Consider the following 22,672-nt stretch of genomic DNA (forward strand, 5'->3'; position numbering starts at 1 on the left):
GGCCAGGATTACGGCGGTTGTGGTTCGAGGTTCAGTCTGGTGTGGGCGAAGAACGCGTCGATCAGCCCGGGTCGGTACTGGATGCGTTTGAGTCGGTTCTTCACGATGGCGGTGAGCTGGTCGATGCCGTGCACGATGAGGTTTCCGAGGTTGCGTTTGACGTGGGACCACACGTGCTCGGTCGGGTTGAGGTCCGGGGTGTAGGGCGGGAGTTGGATCACGTGTAGCCAGTCGCGGGCCGCGACCAGTTTGCGCATCGCGTGACTGGTGTGCGTGTTGAGGTTGTCCCAGATCAACACGATCGGGGCGCCGAGCTGCTGGTGTGCGGCGTCCAGCAGGGCGGCGTAGTCGGTTTCGGCGAAGCTGCGCCGTTCCCCCTTGCGGCCGCGGTGGGTCCGGACACGGTAGATCAACCGGGGCCGGTGTCCGGGCCGGACGCATACCAGCCCGGCGACCGATACCCGGCCCGAACCCTTGCCCGACACCGGGATCTGTGGTGTCTGGCCCCGGCGGCCCCAGGTGCGGGCTTTCGGCGGGCGCAGCGTTTGCCCGGCCTCGTCCTCGAAACACAGCCAAGCACCTTGCTGCGCCGCTACCGTTTTCCCGCCGGCCATACCTCCCGCCGCCAGGTGGCGATCGCCTGCTCGTCGCGCTCGATCGCGCGGTGGGCGGGTACTTGTGGCGAGAACCCCATGCGGTGCAGCAGATACGACACCCCGCGCAGCGTGTAGCGGGTGTGAAACAGCCGGGCGATCAGATCGGCGACCCGAGCCAGGGTCCAGCGCTGATCCTCGCCGAACCCATGCACGGCTGGGCCTTGTTCCACAGCCTGGGCCAGCCTGTCCAGTCGTGGCTGGTCCAGCCGGCAGGACGATCCGCCCGGTCCCTTCGACGCCAGCCCTGCCTCACCCTCGGCACGCCATCGACGCCGCCAGGTATAGACCGCGTTGGTGGATACCCGCAGTCTGCGGGCGATCTCGGCGGCCGGCACGTCCTGGGCGAACCATTGGGCCGCCTGCAACCGGACAGCTTCGCGTGTGGCCCTGCCCCGCTCGGACAGGCCACCTCCATCCGCGTACCTCATCCATCCCTGCGTAGATCATGAATCGATCAGGATCCGGGAGGACACGCCGCCCAAGGACAAGATCAACCCTGGCCTTTCATGATCTGTAAAGCCGTCCCCACAAGTCACGCGAAACCAACCTACTGAAGTGATCTCACCGAGATTCGGGTCGGGTGGCGTGGGCAGTGCGTGATCTGTCTGGTGGGATGGGGGATCCGCCCAGAGATGGGCGTGGAGCCCTTGGTAGAAGAACGCTCGCCAAAGTGATCTTCGCCCGAAGGACTCCACGTGATCACCTATCGTGCCATGCTCGACGTGTCGCGCGCACTCGCCCAGTACCTCAGTCGGCTCCTCAACGCCGAACGTCGCGAGCGCGGTACCCGCAGGAACAGCAGGGTGTTGACCTGTTTTCGACAGGCGGTGTTCGGGTTACGCCGGTTTCGGGAGGATCGGGACGTGTCCGCGCTGACGCGGGACTGCGGCATCTCCCGGGCAACCGGTTACCGCTAGCCTTGATCATTCACGTGGGTGACGTGTCCGCCTGTGCCGGTTCGGATGTTGATCTTGAGTTGGTTGCTGTGTGGTGATGGTCAGGGTTCGAGCCCGGCCGCCGGTGTTGGCTGGGCGCCGGGTTGGGGGGTGTCGGCGTACGGACTCATGTGACCAGCCACGTACGGGTTAATGTGTCCACTTTGTAGCGTGTCGGGGTGTCGGTACGCGCTGGTGATCGTCAAGCTGTCGTGCGACCTGGCGGGTGTGTATAGGGACGGCACTGGTGATCTTGGACGAGGAGCGGTGGGCGGAGCTGCGTCGCTTCCGTGGCTTGTATGAGTCCGGCGCGATGAGCATCTCTGCGATCGCGCGGGAGACCGGGCTGCACCGGCAGACTGTCCGCAAATACCTGGCCAGCGACGCGCGGCCAGGACCGCCGCGAGGCAGCAGCCGCAAGGGGACCCGCACGCCGGTGATCGCCGCGATGGCGCCGGTGATCGATGCGTGGCTGCGCTCAGAGCTGCTGCTGAAAGGCACGGTTATTCACGAGCGGCTGGTCGAGCAGTACGGGTTCACCGGCAACTATCAGCGCGTCAAGCTGTATTTGCAGGAGGCCCGTCCCAGGATCGCGGCCGAGCTGGGTATCGCCCCGGACGAGCTGGGGCTCCTGCACCGCCGGTTCGAGGTGATCCCAGGCGCGCAGGCCCAAGTGGACTGGGGGGACGAGGGTCAGATCCTCGCGCATGTCGGCATTCCGAAGGTCTACTCGTTCCACATGACCTTGTCCTATTCACGCGACCCGTTCTGCTGCTTTACCACCAGTCAGGACCTGGAGACCTTCTTCGCCTGCCATCGCCGGGCGTTCGAGCACTTCGGCGGGGTGCCTCGGGCGATCGTCTACGACCGCACCAAGACCGTGGTGCGTCGGCATGTCGCCCCAGGCAAGGCCGTTCCGTTGCATCCGGAAGCCGTGGCGTTCGCCGGGCACTACGACTTCGACATCGACGTGCTGGCCGCATACCGCCCGACCGGCAAGGGCCGGGTCGAGCGCCAAGTCGCGATCGTGCGCGATCACGTCCTGGCCGGTCGTGGGTTCGCCAGCCTGGAGGAGATGGACTCGGCGTTCACCGCCTGGGTCCCGTTGCGGCGCAAGCGCGTCCACAGCACGCACGGCGAGGTCATCGGCCACCGCGCCGCCCGTGACCACTCGGCCCTGCACCCAATCCCAGTCAGTCCGTATCTGGTCACGCAGCGGCATCTGCGGCACGTCGGCAAGGACTGCCTGGTCGCGTTCGACGCCAGCCTTTACTCAGTTCCTGCCCGCAAGGTCCGTCACCGCCAGCTGGTCGAGATCCGCGCCACCGCCGACACCATCAGCCTGCATGCCACATCCATCGACGCGGCCACGACCGGCAACCTAGCCGACGGCACCCTGCTGGCCGTCCATCCCCGGGCCACGACCAGAGGCCAGCGGGTCGTCGACGAAACCCATTGGGACGGTCTGCCCGACGGCCACACCCGCGCGGTTACCACCAGCATCGAGGACGACGACCACGACGGGAAGGTCATCCCGCTGCGGCCCAATACCGCGCCTGAACAGTCGTGGCCCCGGTCACTGGAGGCGCTGCTCACCCGCACCGCCGCCGCACAGATCAAGGTCGAACACCGCCCGCTGTCGGTCTATGAACAACTCACCGGCACCGGACCCAGCAGGACCACAGCACTACCGCAGACGAAGGATCACCGTTGAACGAGCTGGTCACCACCCGCATCCGCTCCACCGCCACCCGGCTCGGCCTGAACCACCTGCCCAGCCAGCTCGACACCTTCGCCCGCCGCGCCGAGGACAACCAGATGGGATACCTCGAGTTCCTCGACCTGGTCCTGGAAGAGGAAGCCGCCGTCCGCGACGAACGCCGCTTCCGCAGCGCCCTGCGCCTGTCGAAACTGCCGCACCACAAGACCCTGGACGACTACGACTTCTCCTTCCAGCCCGAGCTGGATCCGCGGAAGATCAAAGACTTGGCCACGCTCTCGTTCATTGAGGACAAAGGCAACGCCGCTCTGCTCGGGCCGCCCGGAGTCGGGAAAACACACATCGCCGTCGCTCTCGCGGTCGCTGCCTGCCGCGCCGGCTACACCGTCTACTTCACCACCCTGGACGACATGGTCCGCCGCCTGAAAGCCGCCGACGCGATCGGACGGCTCACCAGCACTCTGCGCACCTACCTACGGCCCAACGTCCTCGTGATCGACGAGGTGGGCTATCAGCCCCTCGAACGCGCCGAAGCCAACCTGGTCTTCCAGGTTATTTCGAAGCGCTACGAGAAAGGCTCCGTCATTCTGACCTCGAATAAGAACTTCGGGGAATGGGCCCAAGTCTTCAGCGACGAGGTCCTCGCCACCGCGATCCTCGACCGGCTCCTGCACCACTGCGACGTCATCCCCATCAACGGCCCCAGCTACCGGCTGAAGAACCGACTCGCCGCCATCACGGACACCGCCACCGTCGCTTGACACCTGGACACATCAGTTCGTACTCACCTGGACACATCACCGGATACGCCGACAGGGGGGCGGGCCTTTCAGGTCGAGGGGCAGGGACAGGGGTCATCGAGTTGGTGGTGGCAGGGCCAGCGCTGCCCGGAGGCAGGCGGCGAGAGGGTCGGCCCAGGGCCAGGTTTCCGGGATTTTGATCTTGCGTTTGCGTTGGCCGCGGACGATGCGGGCGGCGGTGTGCAGTAGCCGGTAGCGCAGGGTTTTGGGTTCGGCTTTGGCGAGGGTGCCCTCAAGGCAGAGCAGGCGCAGCCAGGCGAGCAGGTCGATGGCGATGGTGGCGGCCAGACACCAGGCCCGGTTGATCTCGATCTTGGTGGAGGGCAGGTGACCGAGGCCGGTTTGCTTGCCGCAGCGGACGTGGTCCTCGACTCGGGCGTGCGGGCGGTGACGGGCTTCCAGGAACTGGACGGTGGCGCCCGAACCGCTGCCCGGGGTGTTGGTGGCCACCAGTTGGTAGCGCCAGCCGTCGGCTTCTTCGAACAGGGACAACTGTGCGCCGGGGTGGGGTTTCTCACGACGACAGATGATCCGCAGATCGGCCGGCCAGTTCTCCAGTTGGTCCCCGTCGGGGTGGTGACGTAGTAGCGCGGTCAGTTCCACCACGCCGGCTTTGTCCAGCGGCCGAGGATCGCCGTGGTGATCGAGCACTGCCTGCCATGCCTTCGCGGGGACACGGCCGATCGCGGCTCGTTCCCGCGCACCGAGTTCCCAGCCGACGCTGTAGTGCGCCTGCCTGCCTGGCTTGGCGTTCAGCGCGGTGATGTACTTGATGAGACCGTGGGAGGCGCCCGCGCCGTCCACGGTGACTAGAAGGTTCCTTCGATGTTTCGCCGGGATCTGGGCGATCGCGGCGTCGAGGACCTCGAGGTGATCAGCTGTCGTGTTGGATCCGGCGCTTCCTGTGCGCAGCAACAGGGCCAGCGATTCGCCGGTGTTGTCACACATGGCCAGCAGCGGATGATGACCGAAGCTGCCCTTGTAGGTTCCCGCGGCGAGTTGTTTGTCCGAGTGCGCGATCACCAGCGAACCATCCAACCGGACCACCACGGTCGTGCCCAGATCACGGTCGGCCACCCGCGACGGCGGAATCCGGCCGTGCCGTCGCTCGATCAACGACCACACATGCTCGCGGATCCGGGCACGCACACGGGCGATCTTGTTGCGCTGCACCTGACCGACCGCGTCCAACGTGCGCCACAACGTCGGATCTGAGGCGACCGGCCCGAACAGTTCGGCCTGATCGCGCAGGACAGCCAGATCCGACAGGACCCGCCCGCCGTCAGCGATCAACACCGCGGTGTCGGCGAACACCCGGCCACGGTCATGCACCGGCATGAACCCACGCCGCGCCATCGCCCGCGACAAGCCTTCCGTCAACCCGGTGCGGTCGGCCAGCAACCGCACCGCCGCGGTCCCGGCATGACTGACCACGCCACGCCCACCGACTTCTACCGCCAGATCCCGCGACCACCCAGTAACATCCACGTCGAAAGTGCTCCAGAGCTTCATGGGTAAGAACAGGCATTAGCAACCTCATCTTCCCAGCTCAGGAGCACTTTTCCCTGTTCCGACACGGCGCCCGAATCAAGATCGCCATGAATACTCAGGGCTAGCTGGACGAGGTCATCGAGGTGCTTGGCGCCCAAGCTCCTGATCTGCATGACGCGTTGCAGTGCGCCAAAGACGACAATCTGACACACCTGGTCCTGGACGGCAAGCTGTTCTCCGCCGACAGGCTCGGCGAGCAGACGACCAGCGTCAAGGGCGAGCAGATCGACGCCTGGTACTCCGGCAAGCACCGCGAACAGGGCGGCAACGTCCAAGCGCTGATGGTACCCCCGACGGGTTCCCGCTCGGGTGCTCCGAGGTCGAACCCGGCTCCACTCACGACATCACCGCAGGGCCTAGTTGAGGCTCACTCACCCGATCTGCCTAAAACTAATGATCATGAGACCGGGTGTCAACCATCTCCGTCAGTTTTATAAGGACGTACATATGCGCACGTGCGTACGTCGGTGACCGCCGAAATGGAACCCATTCGGAGCATGGCGGGCCAGGGGGTCACGTGCCTAACGTCGGTGGGGTTGTCTTTCGACGGAAAGGACGCAAATGTCACTGACCGTTCCTCCAGAACTGATCGACCAGGCCGCGAAGGGCAAAGTGGACGAACAGGCGTTCGTTGACTGCGTTCGTGATTCGTTGCCTTACGCCTGGTCGGTCGTTACCCGGTTGGTGGATGAACTGCACGCAACCGATGCCAAGGCGACGTACAACGAAATTGCGCCACCCGACGAAAAGGGCTACGGCCAACTGTTCCGGATGCTTGCAAGCACGTCGATTCGTGGCGCGATGGAGCGACACTTCGGCGTTCAGCTAGCTTTCCAGAACTGCTGCAAGGTTGCAGTGTTCCAGCCTGATGCAACGGAGGAGTACGCGGCCTTCATCACGCTGGAAGCTCAGATCTTGAACCAGAAACCAGAGTTGGTCGACTGCTAAGAAACTATGCTGACGCCATCGGCTTTGCTTCGGCGGGCCGATGGCGCAGCCATTTTAGGTCTCGTTGGACGGCGGGACCTCGGGCGTCAACGGCGCGACCGGGATAGAGTACTCCAGCTTGTATTGGTTGGCCGCAAGGAGAAGCGTTGCGGTCTCTACTGGAGTTTGGTCCGAATAGGACGTGCGAACGATAACAATCACGGGCGTTCCTGGCCGAAGTTGAAGGCGCTTGGCCTCCGACGGTCGGGGCATACGAGAGTGCAGACGCTCTACAACGTTGGTCGGCCGTAGACCAATCGCAGTGAATCGGTCGACGACACCTGCCCCCATAAAGACGCCTTCCTCTGGGCGCTCGATCACGGTGCCTCGCGTAATCGCCAAGGGCTCAAACGACGTCACGAGCATCAACGGCTCATCATTCGCGTACGAGAGATATTCGGTCCGCATGACCGGATCACCGACTTTGACTTTCAGACGGGCGGCGGTCTCCAAGTCGGCCCGGTCTTCCTGGGTCTCATGGCTGTACCGGGGCACTCGCTCGGTCGCCAAGGCCTCCTCGGCGAACGGTGCACCTGGGTCCGTCTTGTAGTGCAGCGATGCCCGCCGGACGAGTGGGTCATGCATCCGGACGGTTGCCCGTCCGCCCTGTTGACGGTCGATCAGGCCTTCTGTCTCCAATAGGTCCAGGGCCGTACGGACGACCATCCGCGACACGCCGAAGGTGTCGCACAGTTCGTCCTGTGTAGGCAGCTTCTGACCTGGGGCAAGAGAGCGCGTGAGTATCTGGTCGCGCAGTGCTCCTGCGACGCGTTCGTACATGAAGTCCGTGTCGCCGTCGTTCATGGTCATCGCCCCTCCTGGGCAACTTGGTATGCCAAGTACTTGCGTCCCGTGCGTCCGCTCGCTAATCTTGGCATACCAACTCTTGGCATACCAAGTTGGAGCCGGGTGGAGAGGGTCTCCACCAGACGGCTACAGGAGGAGACACAGGACATGGCTGTTCCCAAGGGCTACAGGTTTGAGATCCCGTTTGACGTGATGTTCCCCAACGGCCTGTTTTTGATCGGAGAGATTCAGCCGCTGACCGAGTACCAGTCACAGGAGGACAGGGCGCGTAACCGACCGGTTCGGCCCCGTACGGACGAGGATGGACTACTGCTGTTCAAGGGCATGTTTGCTGACCCGTCGGCAGAGAAAGACAGGGACAAGTCGGTATCGATTGAGTTCGCCGCAAAGGTTCAGCCCGTGCCCCCGGCGTCGGTGCCTGGCGTGCCGTTCACCCCGGTGGTGTTGGAAGGGTTGACGGTTCAGCCTCGGGCGGAAGCCACCGGGCAGGCGAAGTGGGTCATCTGGTCGATTCGCGCAACCGGCATGCGCGCGGTCGAAACTCCCGCAACCGGACGTGGCGGCAAGTCCAATGCTGCCAACACGGACGCGCCCAAGTCGGCTGCGGCGTAATCGGGTACGTGATGGACGCGCTACGGCACGCCGTGTGGCCTGCCGGGCCTAGGGCGACAGTGAAAGTGCTGGCATACAGCAAGACGCAACCGCCTGCACTTTCACTGTCCCTCGACCCCGGCGACGTCCTGATTCCCGTGCCACTTCGGGAGGAGCACCGCATTCAGTTCGCGGGGTTCTTGCTCGACCTGGCAGAGGCCGCGACGAACCTTGCCGAGTGGCTAGACCCCGATGGGATGCCAGCACCTCAGGAAGGCAACGTCGTCCAAAGTGGACGGCATCTACTCCGGGATGAGTTTGGCGACGCGGGCGGAGGGACGTTGAAGTGAAGCAAGACGAATGTGATCAGGCAAAGGCGCTTTTCGGGTCGGTTATGGACTCATGGCCTGGCATGCATGCCGCGCGGGACGAGCAGATTGCTTGGTACGAAAAGCATGCCGAAGTCCTAGAGGACTGGGCGGCAATCGATCCGGCGAGAGCAGAGACGCTCATCGGCATGGCTGCGACGTCTCGACAAGCGGCACGGACTCTCCAACACAGAAAGCGAGTAACGCTCCATGTCATCGCTGAACCCCTCAATGGACACGGCCATGGATAGGGATTCGAGGGTTGTGTTGCAGAGCAACGGTTTTGCGCGGGTCAACGTCAATGACCCGATGAGCATGCCTGAGCTTGAGCTGACGGGGTTCAACCGGACAGTGCGCATTTGGAGTTAACCGAGAGGGACTTGCGGTACTCCAAGGGGCTGTGGAGCGCTTGGCGGCTTGCGTACTGACCGGCGCACGTTCCGGATCGTTGACGGTGGACATCAACTCACTCGCCTATCCGCCGGACCACGCCGAACGTATGCGAGTCAGGCGCGTCAGGGACGAGGTTTCGTCTCAGGTACTGGCTCGACGCCAATGCCGCTTAGTTAAGCGGGTGGTGAGTGGTGCGGAGACATGAAATATTTCTGTCTCCTGTGGATCGATGACGTGTACGGCTTCGGAGAAAACCCCTTGTAGCGCATGGAAATAGTGGCGTATACGTTGCTCATGTGACCGTGCCCGCCACACCATCCCGGCGCTTCACCGACGGGATCAGTATCGGTGTTCTCACACGTTTGTTGGATCGTGATCTGGTGGACGAGGTGCTGGCCGACACGGGTCGACGGGAGAAGCGAACACGGTTGCTGCCAGCCAGGGTGGTTGTCTATTGGGTGTTGGCGCTATGCCTGTTCTTCGAAGACAGTTATGAAGAGGTGATGCGCAAGCTGGTCAACGGTCTGCGGTTTCTGGGTACCTGGCGGGATGACTGGCATGTGCCGACCACGAGTGCGCTTTCCCAAGCACGCCAACGGCTGGGTGCGGAACCGTTGCAGGTCTTGTTCGAGCGGGTCGCGGTGCCGATGGCTCGGCCAGGCACGAAGGGAGCCTGGTTTCACGGGTGGCGGGTGATGGCCGTGGATGGGCTGGTGCTGGACGTGCCGGATACTGATGACAACGTCGCGGTGTTCGGTAAGAAATCGCATGGTGGTGGGGAAAGCCCGTTCCCGCAGGTGCGCGTCGTCGGCTTGGGCGAGTGCGGCACCCATGCGATCGTGGCCGCGGCGATCGACTCGTGGCGGGTCTATGAGCGCGAGTTGCTGACGCGCATTCTGGATGATCTCGAGCCGGGCATGCTAGTGGTGGCTGATCGTGGTTTCTTTGGCTATGAGTTGTGGAAACAGGCGACCGAGACCGGTGCTGATTTGTTGTGGCGGTTGAAGAATAGCGTTGAGGTGCCGGTGCTGGAGTGGTTGCCGGATGGCTCGTTCCGCTCGGAGTTGTTGCCCAGACAGGTCAAGGTGGATCTCAAGCGTGGCAAGCAACGCACCGTGCGTCCAGAGATGCGGCTGCCAATCCGCGTGGTGGAGTACATGGTGACCAACCGTGGTGATCAGCCCGAGACGATCCGGTTGATCACCACGATCATGGATCACGAGTTGGCGGCCGCGGCGGAGCTAGCGGCGTTGTATCGGCAGCGATGGGAGTTCGAGTTGACACTGGACGAGGTCGAAACCCATCAGATATCCCATAGCAGGGTGCTACGGTCGAAATCGGCCGATCTAGTCCGGCAAGAAATCTGGGCTCTGCTGCTGACACATTACGCGGTGCGGGATCTGATGCATGAGGCCGCAGATGACGCCGGACCTGATGATGGGCTGGATGTCGACGAGCTGTCGTTCGTTCGCAGCCTCAACGCTGTCCGCCGCCAGGTTACCAACCAGGCGGGTTTTTCCCCTCATCGCCTGAAGAGGGCGATCATCGAGACGTGTGAAGAGATCAGACAACGCCGCACCCGTGGACGTCGACATCGCTCGTATCCCCGAGTGGTGAAACGAAGTCAGGTCGGTGACAAGCTCATCAAACGCCCCAACCACATCGGCGCACGTTACGACAAACCGGCTGAGCTGCACGTCTTCAGCAAGATCGCTTAACTAAGCGGCATTGGGCTCGACGCATGAAAGTGTCCAGCTCGGATGTCTCACGGTTCGAGACAGGCAAGAGGAAACAACCGTCCATGTTGTTCATTGCCAAGTACGCCTGGGCGCTTGATGCGTCACTTGACGAACTGTTCAGCCCCAAGTCCTTTGCAGACGAACCGAAGTAGGCCGTGATGGATGTCCGACTCGTTGACGCACTGGCGCGAGAGATCGCAGACCTGAAGGCAAACACGCCGGATCAAGAGGCGACAGTTGCGCAATGGGTGGCCTGGTTTTTGAGGCAGGCCAACATTCTCGACGAGATCGCGAGGATTGATCCCGATCAACGGGACTCCGCGCGTAGGCAAGCCCAAGAGGCGCGGGACAACGCTCGTGCCGTCGCAAGCCCGGAGAGGAGAGGAGGTGTTGAAGGTGGTGCACGATGACGCGGACCCTCTGACGGAGGCGCTGAACGGGGATATCGTCCGCCGGTTGCGGGATACCGCAAACGCCAAGATGGCAAGCGGTGAGGCCGCACTAGCCAAGGATCCCGACGAGTCGATTTCGCTGTTCTCGTGGGGTTTCTACCTCGCGGGGAAGGCGGACGAGATCGAATGGTTGACCTCGAAGTACATCGCTCTCGGATTCGAAGCGGACCAGTGGGCACGCATCGCGCAGACGTCACGTGCCTACGTTGAGCAGATTGTCAGGCGAGAAGACATAGATCCAAAGTAGACACATAGAAAAACGCGTGATGGGACATGCGGCGATGACGCACGCCCTGTTGCGCCCCGATGGAAATAAGGCACAGAAGCGGAAGCCAAGGCTACCAAACCGCAGTCCGCTTCTGTGCCATCCACCCACTCGGAGTGAACAATGGAAAGCGTATCGCCTACGCCTGGTGCACCTGCAAGTGGTGTCACCCAAACGCGCTGTAGCGCATGCAAGAGGTTCGCCCGGTTGCTGCCGGGGGATACCGAGTGTGCAGGATGCTCGGGCCTGCTGGCCTTGGATTTCGCTGACATCAAGACCTCGACCGATACGACCGTTCGGGGTGGTTACTGATGAAGGCGCAGAACGGTTCGCGTTGGGTCGACCCGGCGCCGTTGGAAGTTGCCCGGCCTCGGTTGCCTTGGTGGACCATGCTGCCGGGCCTGGTCAAGCTCGTGATCTCGCCTGTGGTGCTGGCGTGGCTGCTGGTCTGGCTTGTCGGCAAGCTCGCCCGGCTGCTCTGGTATTACCCCATCACGGCCTTGCTGATCATCGCCACGTTGTGGTTGGACTGTTGGGCTGGCCACTACTGGGCTGGTGCTGTCGCTTCGGTGGTGCTCGTGGGCCTGGGCGTGTGGTGGTGGCGATGGATCGACACCTACCAAAGGCGGCTGCGGTGGCTCCGTTCAGAGGTGCGGCGGGTCACGGTCTACGCCTGGGATTGGCGCACGGTCATGCGCTTGTCGAACCTGACCGGGACCGCGAAAGGGCGCGAGTACCGGCCAAAGCTCAAACGCGTACGGGCTGAGGGCTGGCGGGACAAGGTCCGGGTTCGGATGGTCAAGGGCCAGGCTCCGGAGCAATGGAGCGAACGTGCCTCTGGTCTGGCGCACTCATTTCATGCGAAGTCATGCCGGGTACGGGTGATCAGTCCTGGAAAGATCGAGCTTGACTTGATCCACTCTGACCCGTTGGTCAGTGTCCTGCCGCTTCCGGCGATGGTCGCCGATGAGTCCTCGGTGGACCTCAAGCGGATCACGATTGGACGCACTGAAACGGGCAAGCCGTGGCGGATTCGCCTGCTAGGTAATCAGATTCTCGTCGTCGGCGTTCAGGGTGCTGGTAAAGGCTCGGTGCTTTGGTCGGTTGTCTGGGCGCTCGCTCCGATGATCAAAGCGGGCAAGGTCCGGCTGTATGGGATCGACCCCAAGGGCGGTATGGAGCTTGGGCAGTGTCCGGACATCTTCCACAAGGTCGTCTTCGACAACGGCCCTGACGCCGTAGAACTCCTGGAAGAAATCGCGAACGAAGTTCGTGCGCGTGCGGGCCAGTATCGAGGCCTTCGGCGGTTCTGGACGCGGGAGAGTGGACAGCCATTCACGCTTCTGATCATCGACGAATTGGCCGATGTGATCGCCTACCAGACAGACAAGAAGCTCAAGGAGCGCGCGCAAGGGGCAATCCAAACGATCACGTCGCAGGGCAGGGCTCCCGGTTTCGCGACGCTGGCCCTGGTCCAGGATCCTCGCAAAGAGATCGTGCCGTTCCGCAACCTGTTCACTACTCGTATCGCGATGCGGTTGGACGAGGCGACGCAGGTGGACATGGTCCTCGGTGATGGCGTCCGGGAACGCGGCGCAGATGCACACGAGATTTCCGAACTGACTCCCGGTGTGGCATGGGCCAAAGAGGACGGTAAGAAAGAACCGTTGCGCGGTAGGGCTTTCTATGCATCCGATGACAACCTGTGGGACCTTCGCGCGTACGTCAACGGCTGGACCTTTGAAGTGCTGCCCTTCCCAGGATCGGCCGACAAAGGGGGGCGGCGGCATGATCATTTCGCGTGTACTCGTAGCGGTGGCTGAACACCTTGACGGCTTCGATCTAGCTGACCCGGTGATGATCACGGCTGCTCCATGCACGGCCGGTCCAATGGCGACAGTGCAACTGTCGGGAGAATCGTTGTGTGGCTTGGCCGCTGAGATTCTGGCGTGGGCAGACACACTGGACAACGTGACCGCGTCTGCATGGCGGCCGTCGATTCCCGACGCTGACCAGCAGGTTTTCCTAGAGCTCCGCGGGAGGCTCACCGACGACACACCGGTGAAGGTCTTCGGTGGCGTCTTCGATGGTCCCGGCATGCCGTTGACCCCTGGTGACCGCGTCGGCTTGTCCTGGGGCCTGCTGCGGGAGTGGGCAACACCAACGGTGGTGGTCGCATGAACACCACTCCATGGGTCCCTACTCCGGTGCCGAGTGCGACGGCGGACGTCGGCAACCAAACACGGGCCGAACGGATGCGCGTCCCCCTGGCGGCCGACGTCGTGAGGGCCACGGCAGAACAACACGGCGTGTGCATCCGACCGTTCACGATGGAAGTGGGCGACCCGGATACGGGAGAGCTGCGATATGTGGCTGTCCCGTGCGGGTCAACGATCGAATCGGTGTGCGGTCCCTGCGCGAAGAAAGCGCGGGCGCTGCGCATCACTCAGTGCCGTGAAGGATGGCACCGGGTCGACGAACCGGACTTCACGCCGGAACCGCCAACGGAAGATCAGACGGCGCTGCTGACCCTTCGGGCGGATTTGTTCGCGGCCTATCAGCAAGCCGTGGGCCTCGGAGAGTTGGACGAGGCGGAGGAGCTGCGGGAGGAGATCACCAAGACCGACGACGAACTTCGGCAACTGGGCATGCGGGGCAAGTTGCCCTCTCCGGACGCGCCCGCCAAGCAGGCTGTGAAGCGATCGACCAAGCGACGTCAGGATGCTCCGGACCTGCCTCGGCGCAAGGTCTCCAAGGCCACCGTGGGCCGTGAGTACGCGGGTAAGTACCGGCCGTCCATGTTCGTCACGCTCACCCTTGACAGCTACGGGCGTGTGCACGATGACGGGACACCGGTCAACCCGAACACGTATGACTACCGGCGGGCGGCACGGGACGCTGTGCACTTCTCGTCGCTTGTGGACCGGTGGTGGCAGAACCTACGGCGAGTTGTCGGCTGGGATGTTCAGTACTTCGCCACTGTGGAGCCACAGAAGCGCGCAACGCCACACCTGCACACGGCGCTGCGCGGCTCGATCTCGCATGACGTGCTGAGGCTCGTCACGGCGGCCACGTACCACCAAGTGTGGTGGCCGAACCATGACGAACGGGTCTACATTGACGGTAACCCGTTGCCAGTATGGGACGCTCGGGAAAAGGCCTTTGTGGACCCCGCTACTCATGCCGCCCTGACGGCGTGGGATGACGCGGTAGCTGCGGTGGATGAACCGGCACACGTTGCCCGGTTCGGTGCCCAAGTACACTCCAAGGGCATCCTCGGTGGGTCCGAAGAGGCCGGACGTCACATCGGCTATCTCACCAAGTACCTGACCAAGTCCACGGGTGAGGTCGTAGAGGCGACGAACGACCGTCAAGCGGCACACCATGAGCGGCTTCACGCAGAGCTCGCGCTCACTCCGTGCTCGACGAAATGCGCGGTCTGGCTCCTGTACGGCGTCAACCCACAAGGTGCGCACAGCCGGATGACTCCGGGGCACTGCAAGGGAAAGGCGCACCGTCGGACCACCCTCGGCCTGCCCGGTCGCAGGGTGCTGGTGTCCCGCAAGTGGTCCGGCAAGACCCTTGCAGACCACAAGGAAGACCGCAAAGCGTTCATCGCCGAGACATTGGCGGCGGTGGGCATCGTCAAGCCGGTCACGGACACATCGCGCCTCATCTGGCGCAAAGTCGACCCTGGCGACCAGTACGCCCCTCCCCGGGCGCACTTGCTCATGCACGCCATAGCCGAACGCATCCGATGGCGAGCGGAGTACGACACGGCCCTACTGGCCGCTGCCGGACCTCCACCTGATCTTTCGGCAACTCAGAACGCGGCTTGACGCTCGGGGAGGGGCGGAGAGATGACAGCAGACATCGGCGGAATTGATCCTCTGTGGACAACTGATGACGTAGCGCAGTACTTAAAGATCAAGGTCAAGACTCTGCGTAACTGGCGGTCGCAAGACTACGGACCACCGTGCAAGCGAATCGGCAAACACGTCCGGTACGACCCAGACACAGTCAGGGAGTGGTTCGACCAGCTTGGTGACTACCCGGATGCGGCCTGACTTGACGGCGTTTCTTTCGGCAACTTGAGAATGAGAGGAGATGACAGGTGGCGCACATTGAGGACATGTGGTTCAAGGAAGTCTCCGATCCCAACCGGCCTAACAAGACTATGAGGATCAAGAAGGATAAGCATGGCAAGGGCATGCGATACAAGGTCCGATGGGAGGTGAAGGGCGAGACTGGCGAGCGTACGAAGTCGTTCCCTGACGGGAGGCTGGAAAGCGCCAAGAAGTTCAAAACCAAGATCGAAGACTCGATCTACGACAACAGCTATCAAGATCCAGACAAAGGAAACATCAACTTTCACAAGTACACCGAATCGATCCTCAATGGACGCTCGCAAGACGAGAGTACCCAGCACACACTTCGCACCCAGTTGCGCTGCCAGGTGTACCCGTTCTTCACGGGCGCCGTTGGCGGCATCAACACGAGTACGATCCGGGACTGGTTGGCATGGATGACCGATCGCGGCCTATCGGACTCGTATCAACGTATTCTGTTTGATCATGTGTCCTCGATACTTACAGCCGCCGTGGTTGAAGGCATGTTGAAAAGCAATCCGTGCAAAGACCCGTCCATTACGGGTCCTCAACCGGCACGGACGGATTTGGTTGTCTGGCCAGAGAGTAAGTTGCACCGGATTGAACTTGCACTACCGGAACGACACAAGATCGTTGTGCCGCTCGGCTCCGGCCTCGGGCTGCGTGGTGGCGAGATTTTCGCTTTCTCCCGGGAGGACATCGATCGGCGAGAGATGGTCTACCACTGCCGCCGACAGATGGTCACTACTGGCGAGGGCATACGTAAGTTCAAGCTTCCGAAGATGCACAAAACCCGCCGAGTTCCGATCGGCCGTGGACTGCTACAGGTCATTGATGATTACGCCGACCAGTTCCCGGAAGTGGAGATGACTCTGCCCTGGGGCGAACGTGACAAGCGCGAGTACGACACCGTGAAGGTCTTGATGACCAACAAGCACGGTGACCTGTACACGCGACAAGCGTTCAACAACGTGGTGTGGAAAAAGGCGTTTGCGGATGCAGGGCTGGCGTATATCACGCACGATGGAAACGGCATGCACGCGATGCGACACCTGTTCGCCTGCCGCATGCTGCAAGGCGGCACAACGATCAAGGACGTCGCAAGTATGCTTGGACACGCTGATGAGGCGTTCACGCTCAAGGTCTACATCCACTTGGGCGCTGATCGACATGACCGCGCACGGTCCATTATGGACACAGTGTTCGTTCCCAGGCCGACTGATGGAAAGGAAGCGACCGTGACCCAACTTTCATCAGGCAAGGCAGGCTAGGCCGTCGCCCGGCCTGAGACGGCCTGTGGACGGCTTGATCATGGAAATCGCCTACCAAACGGTAGTGTTTCCCCAGGTGAACGACCATATCGGTTCCACACGTACGACAACTGCAACAACCAGGGCGTGGACGCCAAACTCCGCTACACCACGATGCGGGACGCGTTGCGCCGCACCGGCAGGCCGATCGTGTACTCGCTCTGCGAGTGGGGCGTGAACAGGCCGTGGGAGTGGGCAAAGGACGTTGGCCATCTTTGGCGCACCACGGGCGACATCACCGACAGCTACAAAAGCATGCTCGGCATCGCCAAAGCCAACTGGACGCTTGCCGACTACGCCGGGCCGGGGCATTGGAACGACCCCGACATGCTCGAGGTCGGCAATCGCGGCATGACCGACAACGAGTACCGGTCGCACTTCAACCTGTGGGCCATCATGGCCGCGCCGCTGCTGATCGGGTCCGACCTGCGTACTGCGACCCCGCAGACCTTCGAGATTCTTGGCAATCGTGAGGTCATCGCGATCGACCAGGATCCGCTTGGGGTGCAAGGAAAGCCGATTCGATCTGCGGGCGGCGTACACGTTCTGGTCAAGCCGTTGCAGAACGGCGACAAAGCCGTGCTGCTGTTCAACGAGGGCGAGAAGACCGAACGTGTCACGACAACAGCCGCGGAAATCGGCCTGCCGCAAGCGTCTGGCTACAAGCTGCGTGACCTCTGGGCGCACACCGATCGGCATACGGCTGGCACGATCGCGGCGACGCTTCCGCCGCACGGCAGCGCGATGTTCCGGGTGAACGCGGATCGAGGCTGGGCGAAGTACCCGCCTGCAGTCGACACGGGTGCGGCGCTGCAGACCGCTTACCCGGGCGCGCTACCGCTGGTTGAGCCCGGTGACAACGCGTCGGTGACCACGTCCGCGACCAACAACGGCCGGGCGCCTGCTATGACAGTGAAATCGGAGCTGACCGGGCCCGCCGGTTGGGAGGCCCGGCCGGAATCGCCGAACAACACCGCAAGCCTGCGCACCGGAGAGTCCTTGAATACCAAGTGGTTAGTCAAGGTCCCGGCCAGCGCCAAACCGGGACTGTATGTCCTAACTGTCCGGACGACCTTCCGGTCGGACGCGGAGCCGCGGTTCGACCTTGAAGTCCGTGTGCCACCACCGGCTCCTAGGACCAACGCCTACGTCAGCGACCTGACCTGGCTGAGTTCGGACAATGGCTGGGGTCCGGTCGAACGTGACACCAGCAACGGTGAAGCCGATGCTGGTGATGGAAATCCTATGACTATCAACGGAGTCACCTTCGCCAAGGGCATCGGCGCGCACGCACCCAGCAACATCGAGTTCTACGTCGGCGGACGCTGCACGTCACTGGCTGCGAACGTTGGCGTGGACGACGAGGAAGGCGCCGACGGGTCCGTCGGTTTCGAGGTCTGGGCCAATGGTGCCAAGATCGCCGACAGTGGTGTGATGACCAATGCCATGCCCGCCAAGCCGATCAGCGCGGACATCACCGGCGCGATGGTGGTACGCCTTGTGGTCAACGACGGCGGCAACGGGATCACCAGCGACCACGGTGACTGGGCCGATCTCCGAGTGACCTGCGCATAAGAGAAATCTCCGGACACGCGGTCGCGTGTCCGGAGATTTCTCGTCTAAAAGGGACTATCAGCCCATCGGGATGAACGTCCAGCGCTGGTGTGCCTGGCCGCTGTCGGCCACCTGGGTGACCAGGGTGGCGTTCTGGTCGCCTGCGTTGAGGGCCTCGACCGTCTTGCCCGAAAGCACGCTGCGAAGGGCCAGCGTGCCGTCGGCAGCAGTGGTGAATTCCCACTGCTGTGTCGCCCCGAGGTGGCACTCGTACTGGATGATCTGGTTGCCGTTGTTCAGATCACCGGCGCGCAGATCCAAGCACTTGCCCGAGTGGCGGTTCTTCAAGCCGTAGACGTTGTTGCCGACGCTGACCACGTCCCAGATCTGCTTCTCGCCACCGACGCACTGCCACAGTTCCATGGCCGCGAGGTCCTTCAACGCGTCCCCACCGATCAGGCCCGCGGTCTGGATGCATCGTCCTGAGTGGACACCCTTGATCTGCACAGCACGGTGCGGGACCGAGGTGACTTGGTAGGCCACGGTGGTGCCGCCGTCGTTGCTGGTGTCGATCCGTCCATTTTGGAACGTGCTGCGGGTTCCCCTGGGCAGTGCGGTTTCCTCGGTGTTCGGGTAGCCGAGGAATGATCGCTCCGCGCCCATCGACCGGTACTTGGCACCGATGGCGCCGTACACGGCACGCAGGCCGATGCTGGGATGCTTGTAGATTCCGCCGTTGTTGCCGGAGAACAGGACGAACTGGCCGCCGTTGACGCTGTTCTGCACGTCGGAAAGCGGGTAGCCGAGCGGTCCGGCCTCGAAGTTGGACTCGCCGTGCTTCGCGTCCCATTCGCCTGCCAGCCCAACCGTGCCGTTGCGCGGTGTGATGTAGAACGAAGCTCTGCTGAAGTACTGCCTGCGGCCGTTCTCGTTACCGAAGGGTCGCTCCGATTCGATGGGGTAGCCGGACGTCGCCTCGAAGCCCATCGCGGCGAACTTGGCGTGGATCGTGCCCTTGATCTCGATGATGCCGATGTTGGGCCGGTAGTAGATCGTGCCGGTGGTGAATCGACTGTAGCGGTTTCCGCTGGAATCGAGCTGGGTCTCGTCGGTGACCGGGTAGCCGTGCGGGCCGATCTCGCCGCCGGACGCCGCCCACGCTTCACCGATGCCGCCGAAGACGATGTGCGCACCGGTCGCCGCACTCCAGACGATGTAGAGGTTCTGCCCGCCTGCACGAGGTCTGGCGAACCGCAAGACCTGGCCTCTGCCATCCCTTGTCGGCGCCTGGTCGATCATCTCGCCGCCGATGGCGTTCGGGCCGCCCATGGAAAGCAGCTTGTCCAAGACTGGTCCATTGTAGACAACATGGACGGTGACGCGCTGGTAGTCCGTGTCGTCGACCTTGACGAGGTCCGACGTCAGGTACAGCCGGCCCTTCTCGTACGGCTTGTAGCCGAGGTAGTTCGTGTCGAGTACCGCGTCGCCGGTCGGCTTGCCAAGGCTGTCACGCAGGTTCTTCTCCGCGTTGTAACGACGGTCGATTGGCATCACCGGCGTCGGAGGTTCGGCGTGCCACCTGGCCGGTACGTCGGCCCAGCCGTCGTTGATCGCACCGTTCACGGTGAGGTACCTCGACATGTCGCGCACCGGGCGGACGATTTGTGCCTCCGCGTTGCCCCGCACGCACCAGGTCGCGTCTGCCTTGAACTCGTCGGTGCCGTCAGTCGGGGCGACGTGGCCGGACACGCTGTACTTGACCGGGATCCGCGCCTGGTTCTGTGCCGAAGGGCTCGGGCTTGCGCCGCGGCGCAGGTAGTTGAGCGGGCGGCTGACCGACTGGAACGAGAAGCACTCGGGGTTGCTCAGGCCCGGCTCGATCTTCCACTGCTGCTGCTTCAGCTGATCCGGCGTGATGTCCTTGCGCCACGGGACAATCACCAACGATCCATTGTGGTCGGCCACATAGGAATCAAGGCCGTTGTACGCGTCGATGCGCAGTGACTGGGTCCGGTGCTGGTGCTGCCCGGTGGCCAGGAACTCCCTGCGGTCGTCGGGAGTACCGGCGAGCGCGGCGTCAGCGGCCTTGACCAGTTCAAGGTACATCAGGCTGTTGGCCGCCCTTGTGCGCAACTCGAAGATCTGACGAGTCCGCTCTTCGTCCTGCTTGCGCCGAAGGTTGTCGATGTCGCGGATACGTGCCGCGCTCGCACCTGTGTCGATGAAGGCCGCGTACTTCGCCGCGTCGCCGCTGGTGAAGGCGGCCTCGGCGGCAATGGCGACCTGGCTCTGCTTGTCGGGTGAGTGCTCCCATACCTTGATCACGAAGTTCAGGTCTGCCATCGTGCTCATTCGCACTTCTTCGGCGGGAGTGACGTCGATCGCGAACTGGGCGACGAAGAGCCGGGCCGCTTCCTTGCGCAGCTGCTCCTTCTCCGCTTCCGTTTTGTCCGTCCGCTCCTGGATCAGCCGGGCGACGTCCTTCTTGTGCTCCTCATGGATCCCGGTCCTGAGGAAGGCCCACTGCGCCTCGGTGTTGCCCTGCAAGGCGGCCCTCGCGGCTGCCAGGACGGCGATGTTGTTGTGGGCGTTGGCGTTCAGGTCGATGTAGACGATGAACTCGTACACCGACTTCGCCAGGATGGTTTCGCTGACCGGAAGCTCGACCAGCCCCAAGGCCGTTGACTTGACCGTGTTCTCTTCCCGGCGGCGCTCGATGCGCTCGCCGATGATCCGCTTGTCTTCGGTGTCCGCCGCGAAGATCTTGGTCTTGATGAACCGGCTGCTCTCGTCCTCGCCGTCGGCGGCGAGCGCGGCGATGGCCGCCTCACGAAGCTTCTGGTGCAACGGTTCGAGCGGGCGGTTCTTGTCGAGTTCGTCGGCCCGGTAGTAGATCTTGGACACGAACCCGCGTTCGCTTTGGGCAAGCCAGGTGTCGTCCGGTGTGACGTCGACGAGTGCCGCGGCTTCGCCCCGCTGGGCCATGGTTGACGGGACCTCGGCAGCGGCCGAGGCCGCCTGCGGTGGTGCCGCGACGGCCACCTCAGGCACAGTGACGCCGGCGGCCACGACGATCGCGGTGCCGACGATGAGTCTTCTGAAGGCTCCCCTGCTCATGGTGGAACCTCTTGATCTGTTCAAGGACATCCTCCCCTTGGATGAACGCGCGAGCAGAAGTGTTCGGTCTGCATACGCGCTAGTCAAAGCTTTTCTGTCTGAACTGAATGTGTCATCCCAGTGCTTTACGAGCGCCTCTTGTCTGTGCCATAGTCGCCCGAGTTTCGCTGTGCACTTAGTTCCGGGGGCTGGGGATGAAAATACGCACGTCTGTCAACGCCCTTCTTGTGGCGGTATTGATCAGTGGCGTTGGAAGTAATGCCGCTGCGGCAAACGGGCTAACCGAAGTTGAAATAACCAGCGTTTCGAGTATCGAAGATTCGCCCCTTTTCGGCATTGTCCGGTGGAACGCGCTGTACCACTCGCAGATGATCGTGAAGGCGGCGGCGTGGCAGGCGATCCGGTCGGCGGATGGTGAGGCGGCGCTGCGCCGGTTCGTCACGACCGGGCTGCGCGAGGCCAAGCAGCTGTCCGAGCGCAACGACGCGAGGTACATGGACTTCGCCCAGCGGGTCGTGAAGAACTACAGCCCGCAGTTCTCGCCCCTGGTGCACGCCAAAGCGCAGGAGGCCGTGAAGGGCAAGCCCGCGGACCGGGAACACTTCGCCCGCTTCGGTTTCGCGGAGGCCAAGGCGCTGGACGACGCCGCTCGCGAGGCCGATGAGCAGCACAAACAGCAGATCCTCGAAGCGGATCGGGATTTCGTGCGGCTGCTGGCCCAGCTGGATCCCGGCGAGCAGGTGCGGCTCGCCGCCCAGCACGCGATGCGCCACGGTGGCGTGGAGGCCGACCTGCGCGCGTTCTTCGCCTCGGAGTGGATGGCCGCGGCCGGGTTGGACCTCGACATCCACCGGATGCGCACGATCGAGGCCGGGGCCGAGTTCCATGCGGTGATCCAGCAGCTGATCGTGGACGCCAACGAAGCCGAGCATGAGGCACTGCAGACCAGCGGTGCCGCGGCCGAGCTGGCCCGTGCGGTCGCCGCCCGTGCCTGGGCGACGACAAAGGAGAAGGCCGACGCCGCGCGCCAGGCGTGGGAGGACGAGGCTCGTGCGTGTGCCGAGCAGGCGCAGTACTGGCGCACGATTGTCGAGCGAGCCCAGCAGAATTCCGATCCGGTCTGGGCCGCGATCGCGACAACGGCCGACAAGAATCGCGGAACCTGGACCGCGGAGGGCACGCTCGCGGGTAGTGAGAATCAGTACTTTATCGGTGTTGAAAACGATGCGCACGACGGCTATATCCGAATGACCACTTCCGCGTAACTGTCTTTTCAGTAGTTCCTGAAATAGTTCATCCCTCTTTCGGCTTGGAGAGC

20 protein-coding genes and 2 pseudogenes are annotated in these 22,672 nt (G+C 62.9%); 16 read left to right on the top strand and 6 right to left on the bottom strand.

The genetic code is table 11. The features are described from left to right. Window positions 1–8: 8 nt before the first annotated feature. Both LWC34_RS06255 and LWC34_RS06260 read right to left on the bottom strand, forming a co-directional pair. On the bottom strand, window positions 9–614 hold the full coding sequence (locus LWC34_RS06255) for an IS630 family transposase (RefSeq protein ID WP_233723036.1): 606 nt from the start codon (window positions 612–614) through the stop codon (window positions 9–11). After that, a complete protein-coding gene (locus LWC34_RS06260) occupies window positions 593–1,084 on the bottom strand; it encodes a winged helix-turn-helix domain-containing protein (RefSeq protein WP_233723037.1) in 492 nt (163 codons plus the stop codon). The genes LWC34_RS06255 and LWC34_RS06260 overlap by 22 nt, the downstream gene beginning before the upstream one ends. 267 nt (window positions 1,085–1,351) lie before the next feature. Here LWC34_RS06260 and LWC34_RS06265 point away from each other — a divergent pair, with 267 nt between their 5' ends. The 3 genes from LWC34_RS06265 (at window position 1,352) to istB (ending at window position 4,072) form a co-directional block, all read left to right on the top strand. After that, window positions 1,352–1,573 carry a hypothetical protein gene (locus LWC34_RS06265; RefSeq protein ID WP_233723559.1) on the top strand — a complete coding sequence of 74 codons (222 nt, stop codon included), beginning with the start codon at window positions 1,352–1,354 and terminating at the stop codon, window positions 1,571–1,573. Between the two features lie 265 nt (window positions 1,574–1,838). Next, complete coding sequence (gene istA, locus LWC34_RS06270; RefSeq protein WP_233723026.1) at window positions 1,839–3,305, top strand: IS21 family transposase; 1,467 nt, start codon at window positions 1,839–1,841, stop codon at window positions 3,303–3,305. After that, window positions 3,302–4,072, top strand: coding sequence for an IS21-like element helper ATPase IstB (istB, locus tag LWC34_RS06275; RefSeq protein WP_233723025.1), 771 nt, complete (start codon window positions 3,302–3,304; stop codon window positions 4,070–4,072). The genes istA and istB overlap by 4 nt, the downstream gene beginning before the upstream one ends. A gap of 93 nt (window positions 4,073–4,165) precedes the next feature. Here istB and LWC34_RS06280 read toward each other — a convergent pair whose 3' ends face one another. Together LWC34_RS06280 and LWC34_RS06285 are read right to left on the bottom strand one after the other, a co-directional pair. Beyond that, window positions 4,166–5,623 carry an IS1380 family transposase gene (locus tag LWC34_RS06280; RefSeq protein ID WP_233722402.1) on the bottom strand — a complete coding sequence of 486 codons (1,458 nt, stop codon included), beginning with the start codon at window positions 5,621–5,623 and terminating at the stop codon, window positions 4,166–4,168. Continuing rightward, complete coding sequence (locus LWC34_RS06285; protein WP_233723561.1) at window positions 5,620–5,937, bottom strand: hypothetical protein; 318 nt, start codon at window positions 5,935–5,937, stop codon at window positions 5,620–5,622. The genes LWC34_RS06280 and LWC34_RS06285 overlap by 4 nt, the downstream gene beginning before the upstream one ends. Before the next feature lie 286 nt (window positions 5,938–6,223). Here LWC34_RS06285 and LWC34_RS06290 point away from each other — a divergent pair, with 286 nt between their 5' ends. After that, the gene (locus tag LWC34_RS06290; protein WP_233723563.1) at window positions 6,224–6,610 is read left to right on the top strand and encodes an SCO5389 family protein; all 387 of its coding nucleotides are present in this window, start codon (window positions 6,224–6,226) and stop codon (window positions 6,608–6,610) included. Between the two features lie 54 nt (window positions 6,611–6,664). Here the strand turns inward: LWC34_RS06290 and LWC34_RS06295 are convergent, their stop codons facing one another. Then, a complete protein-coding gene (locus LWC34_RS06295) occupies window positions 6,665–7,459 on the bottom strand; it encodes a GntR family transcriptional regulator (RefSeq protein WP_233723565.1) in 795 nt (264 codons plus the stop codon). Between the two features lie 144 nt (window positions 7,460–7,603). On the opposite strand from LWC34_RS06295, the gene LWC34_RS06300 reads away from it, so the two are divergent. The 11 genes and pseudogenes from LWC34_RS06300 (at window position 7,604) to LWC34_RS56680 (ending at window position 18,258) form a co-directional block, all read left to right on the top strand. Then, the gene (locus tag LWC34_RS06300) at window positions 7,604–8,068 is read left to right on the top strand and encodes a hypothetical protein (protein WP_233723567.1); all 465 of its coding nucleotides are present in this window, start codon (window positions 7,604–7,606) and stop codon (window positions 8,066–8,068) included. Between the two features lie 8 nt (window positions 8,069–8,076). Continuing rightward, window positions 8,077–8,397, top strand: coding sequence for a hypothetical protein (locus LWC34_RS06305; RefSeq protein WP_233723569.1), 321 nt, complete (start codon window positions 8,077–8,079; stop codon window positions 8,395–8,397). A gap of 707 nt (window positions 8,398–9,104) precedes the next feature. Beyond that, window positions 9,105–10,331 (top strand): annotated as a pseudogene (locus tag LWC34_RS06310) (IS4 family transposase); the annotation flags it as partial. Between the two features lie 603 nt (window positions 10,332–10,934). Then, window positions 10,935–11,246 (top strand): hypothetical protein, encoded by a 312-nt coding sequence (locus tag LWC34_RS06315; RefSeq protein WP_233723571.1) that lies wholly within the window; start codon window positions 10,935–10,937, stop codon window positions 11,244–11,246. Between the two features lie 329 nt (window positions 11,247–11,575). Next, on the top strand, window positions 11,576–13,087 hold the full coding sequence (locus LWC34_RS06320; protein WP_233723573.1) for an FtsK/SpoIIIE domain-containing protein: 1,512 nt from the start codon (window positions 11,576–11,578) through the stop codon (window positions 13,085–13,087). Continuing rightward, complete coding sequence (locus LWC34_RS06325; RefSeq protein ID WP_233723575.1) at window positions 13,053–13,445, top strand: aminotransferase class IV; 393 nt, start codon at window positions 13,053–13,055, stop codon at window positions 13,443–13,445. Before LWC34_RS06320 ends, LWC34_RS06325 begins: the two co-directional genes overlap by 35 nt. Window positions 13,446–13,519: 74 nt before the next feature. Further along, the gene (locus tag LWC34_RS06330; protein WP_233726374.1) at window positions 13,520–15,103 is read left to right on the top strand and encodes a replication initiator; all 1,584 of its coding nucleotides are present in this window, start codon (window positions 13,520–13,522) and stop codon (window positions 15,101–15,103) included. A 21-nt stretch (window positions 15,104–15,124) separates the two neighbouring features. Continuing rightward, complete coding sequence (locus LWC34_RS06335; RefSeq protein WP_233723576.1) at window positions 15,125–15,331, top strand: helix-turn-helix domain-containing protein; 207 nt, start codon at window positions 15,125–15,127, stop codon at window positions 15,329–15,331. Window positions 15,332–15,378: 47 nt separating this feature from the next. After that, complete coding sequence (locus LWC34_RS57940; RefSeq protein WP_233723578.1) at window positions 15,379–16,644, top strand: tyrosine-type recombinase/integrase; 1,266 nt, start codon at window positions 15,379–15,381, stop codon at window positions 16,642–16,644. 111 nt (window positions 16,645–16,755) lie between these two features. After that, window positions 16,756–17,427 (top strand): annotated as a pseudogene (locus LWC34_RS56675) (alpha-amylase family protein); the annotation flags it as partial. Then, a complete protein-coding gene (locus LWC34_RS56680) occupies window positions 17,428–18,258 on the top strand; it encodes an NPCBM/NEW2 domain-containing protein (protein ID WP_284051515.1) in 831 nt (276 codons plus the stop codon). It abuts the pseudogene before it with no gap. A 57-nt stretch (window positions 18,259–18,315) separates the two neighbouring features. On the opposite strand, the gene LWC34_RS06350 is transcribed toward LWC34_RS56680, so the two are convergent. Then, complete coding sequence (locus tag LWC34_RS06350; RefSeq protein WP_233723582.1) at window positions 18,316–21,354, bottom strand: RICIN domain-containing protein; 3,039 nt, start codon at window positions 21,352–21,354, stop codon at window positions 18,316–18,318. 368 nt (window positions 21,355–21,722) lie between these two features. Here LWC34_RS06350 and LWC34_RS06355 point away from each other — a divergent pair, with 368 nt between their 5' ends. After that, window positions 21,723–22,619 carry a hypothetical protein gene (locus tag LWC34_RS06355; protein ID WP_233723584.1) on the top strand — a complete coding sequence of 299 codons (897 nt, stop codon included), beginning with the start codon at window positions 21,723–21,725 and terminating at the stop codon, window positions 22,617–22,619. The last annotated feature ends 53 nt before the right edge of the window (window positions 22,620–22,672 follow it).

Origin of the sequence: Kibdelosporangium philippinense, assembly GCF_021390435.2 — a bacterium.
GTDB lineage: Bacteria > Actinomycetota > Actinomycetes > Mycobacteriales > Pseudonocardiaceae > Kibdelosporangium > Kibdelosporangium philippinense.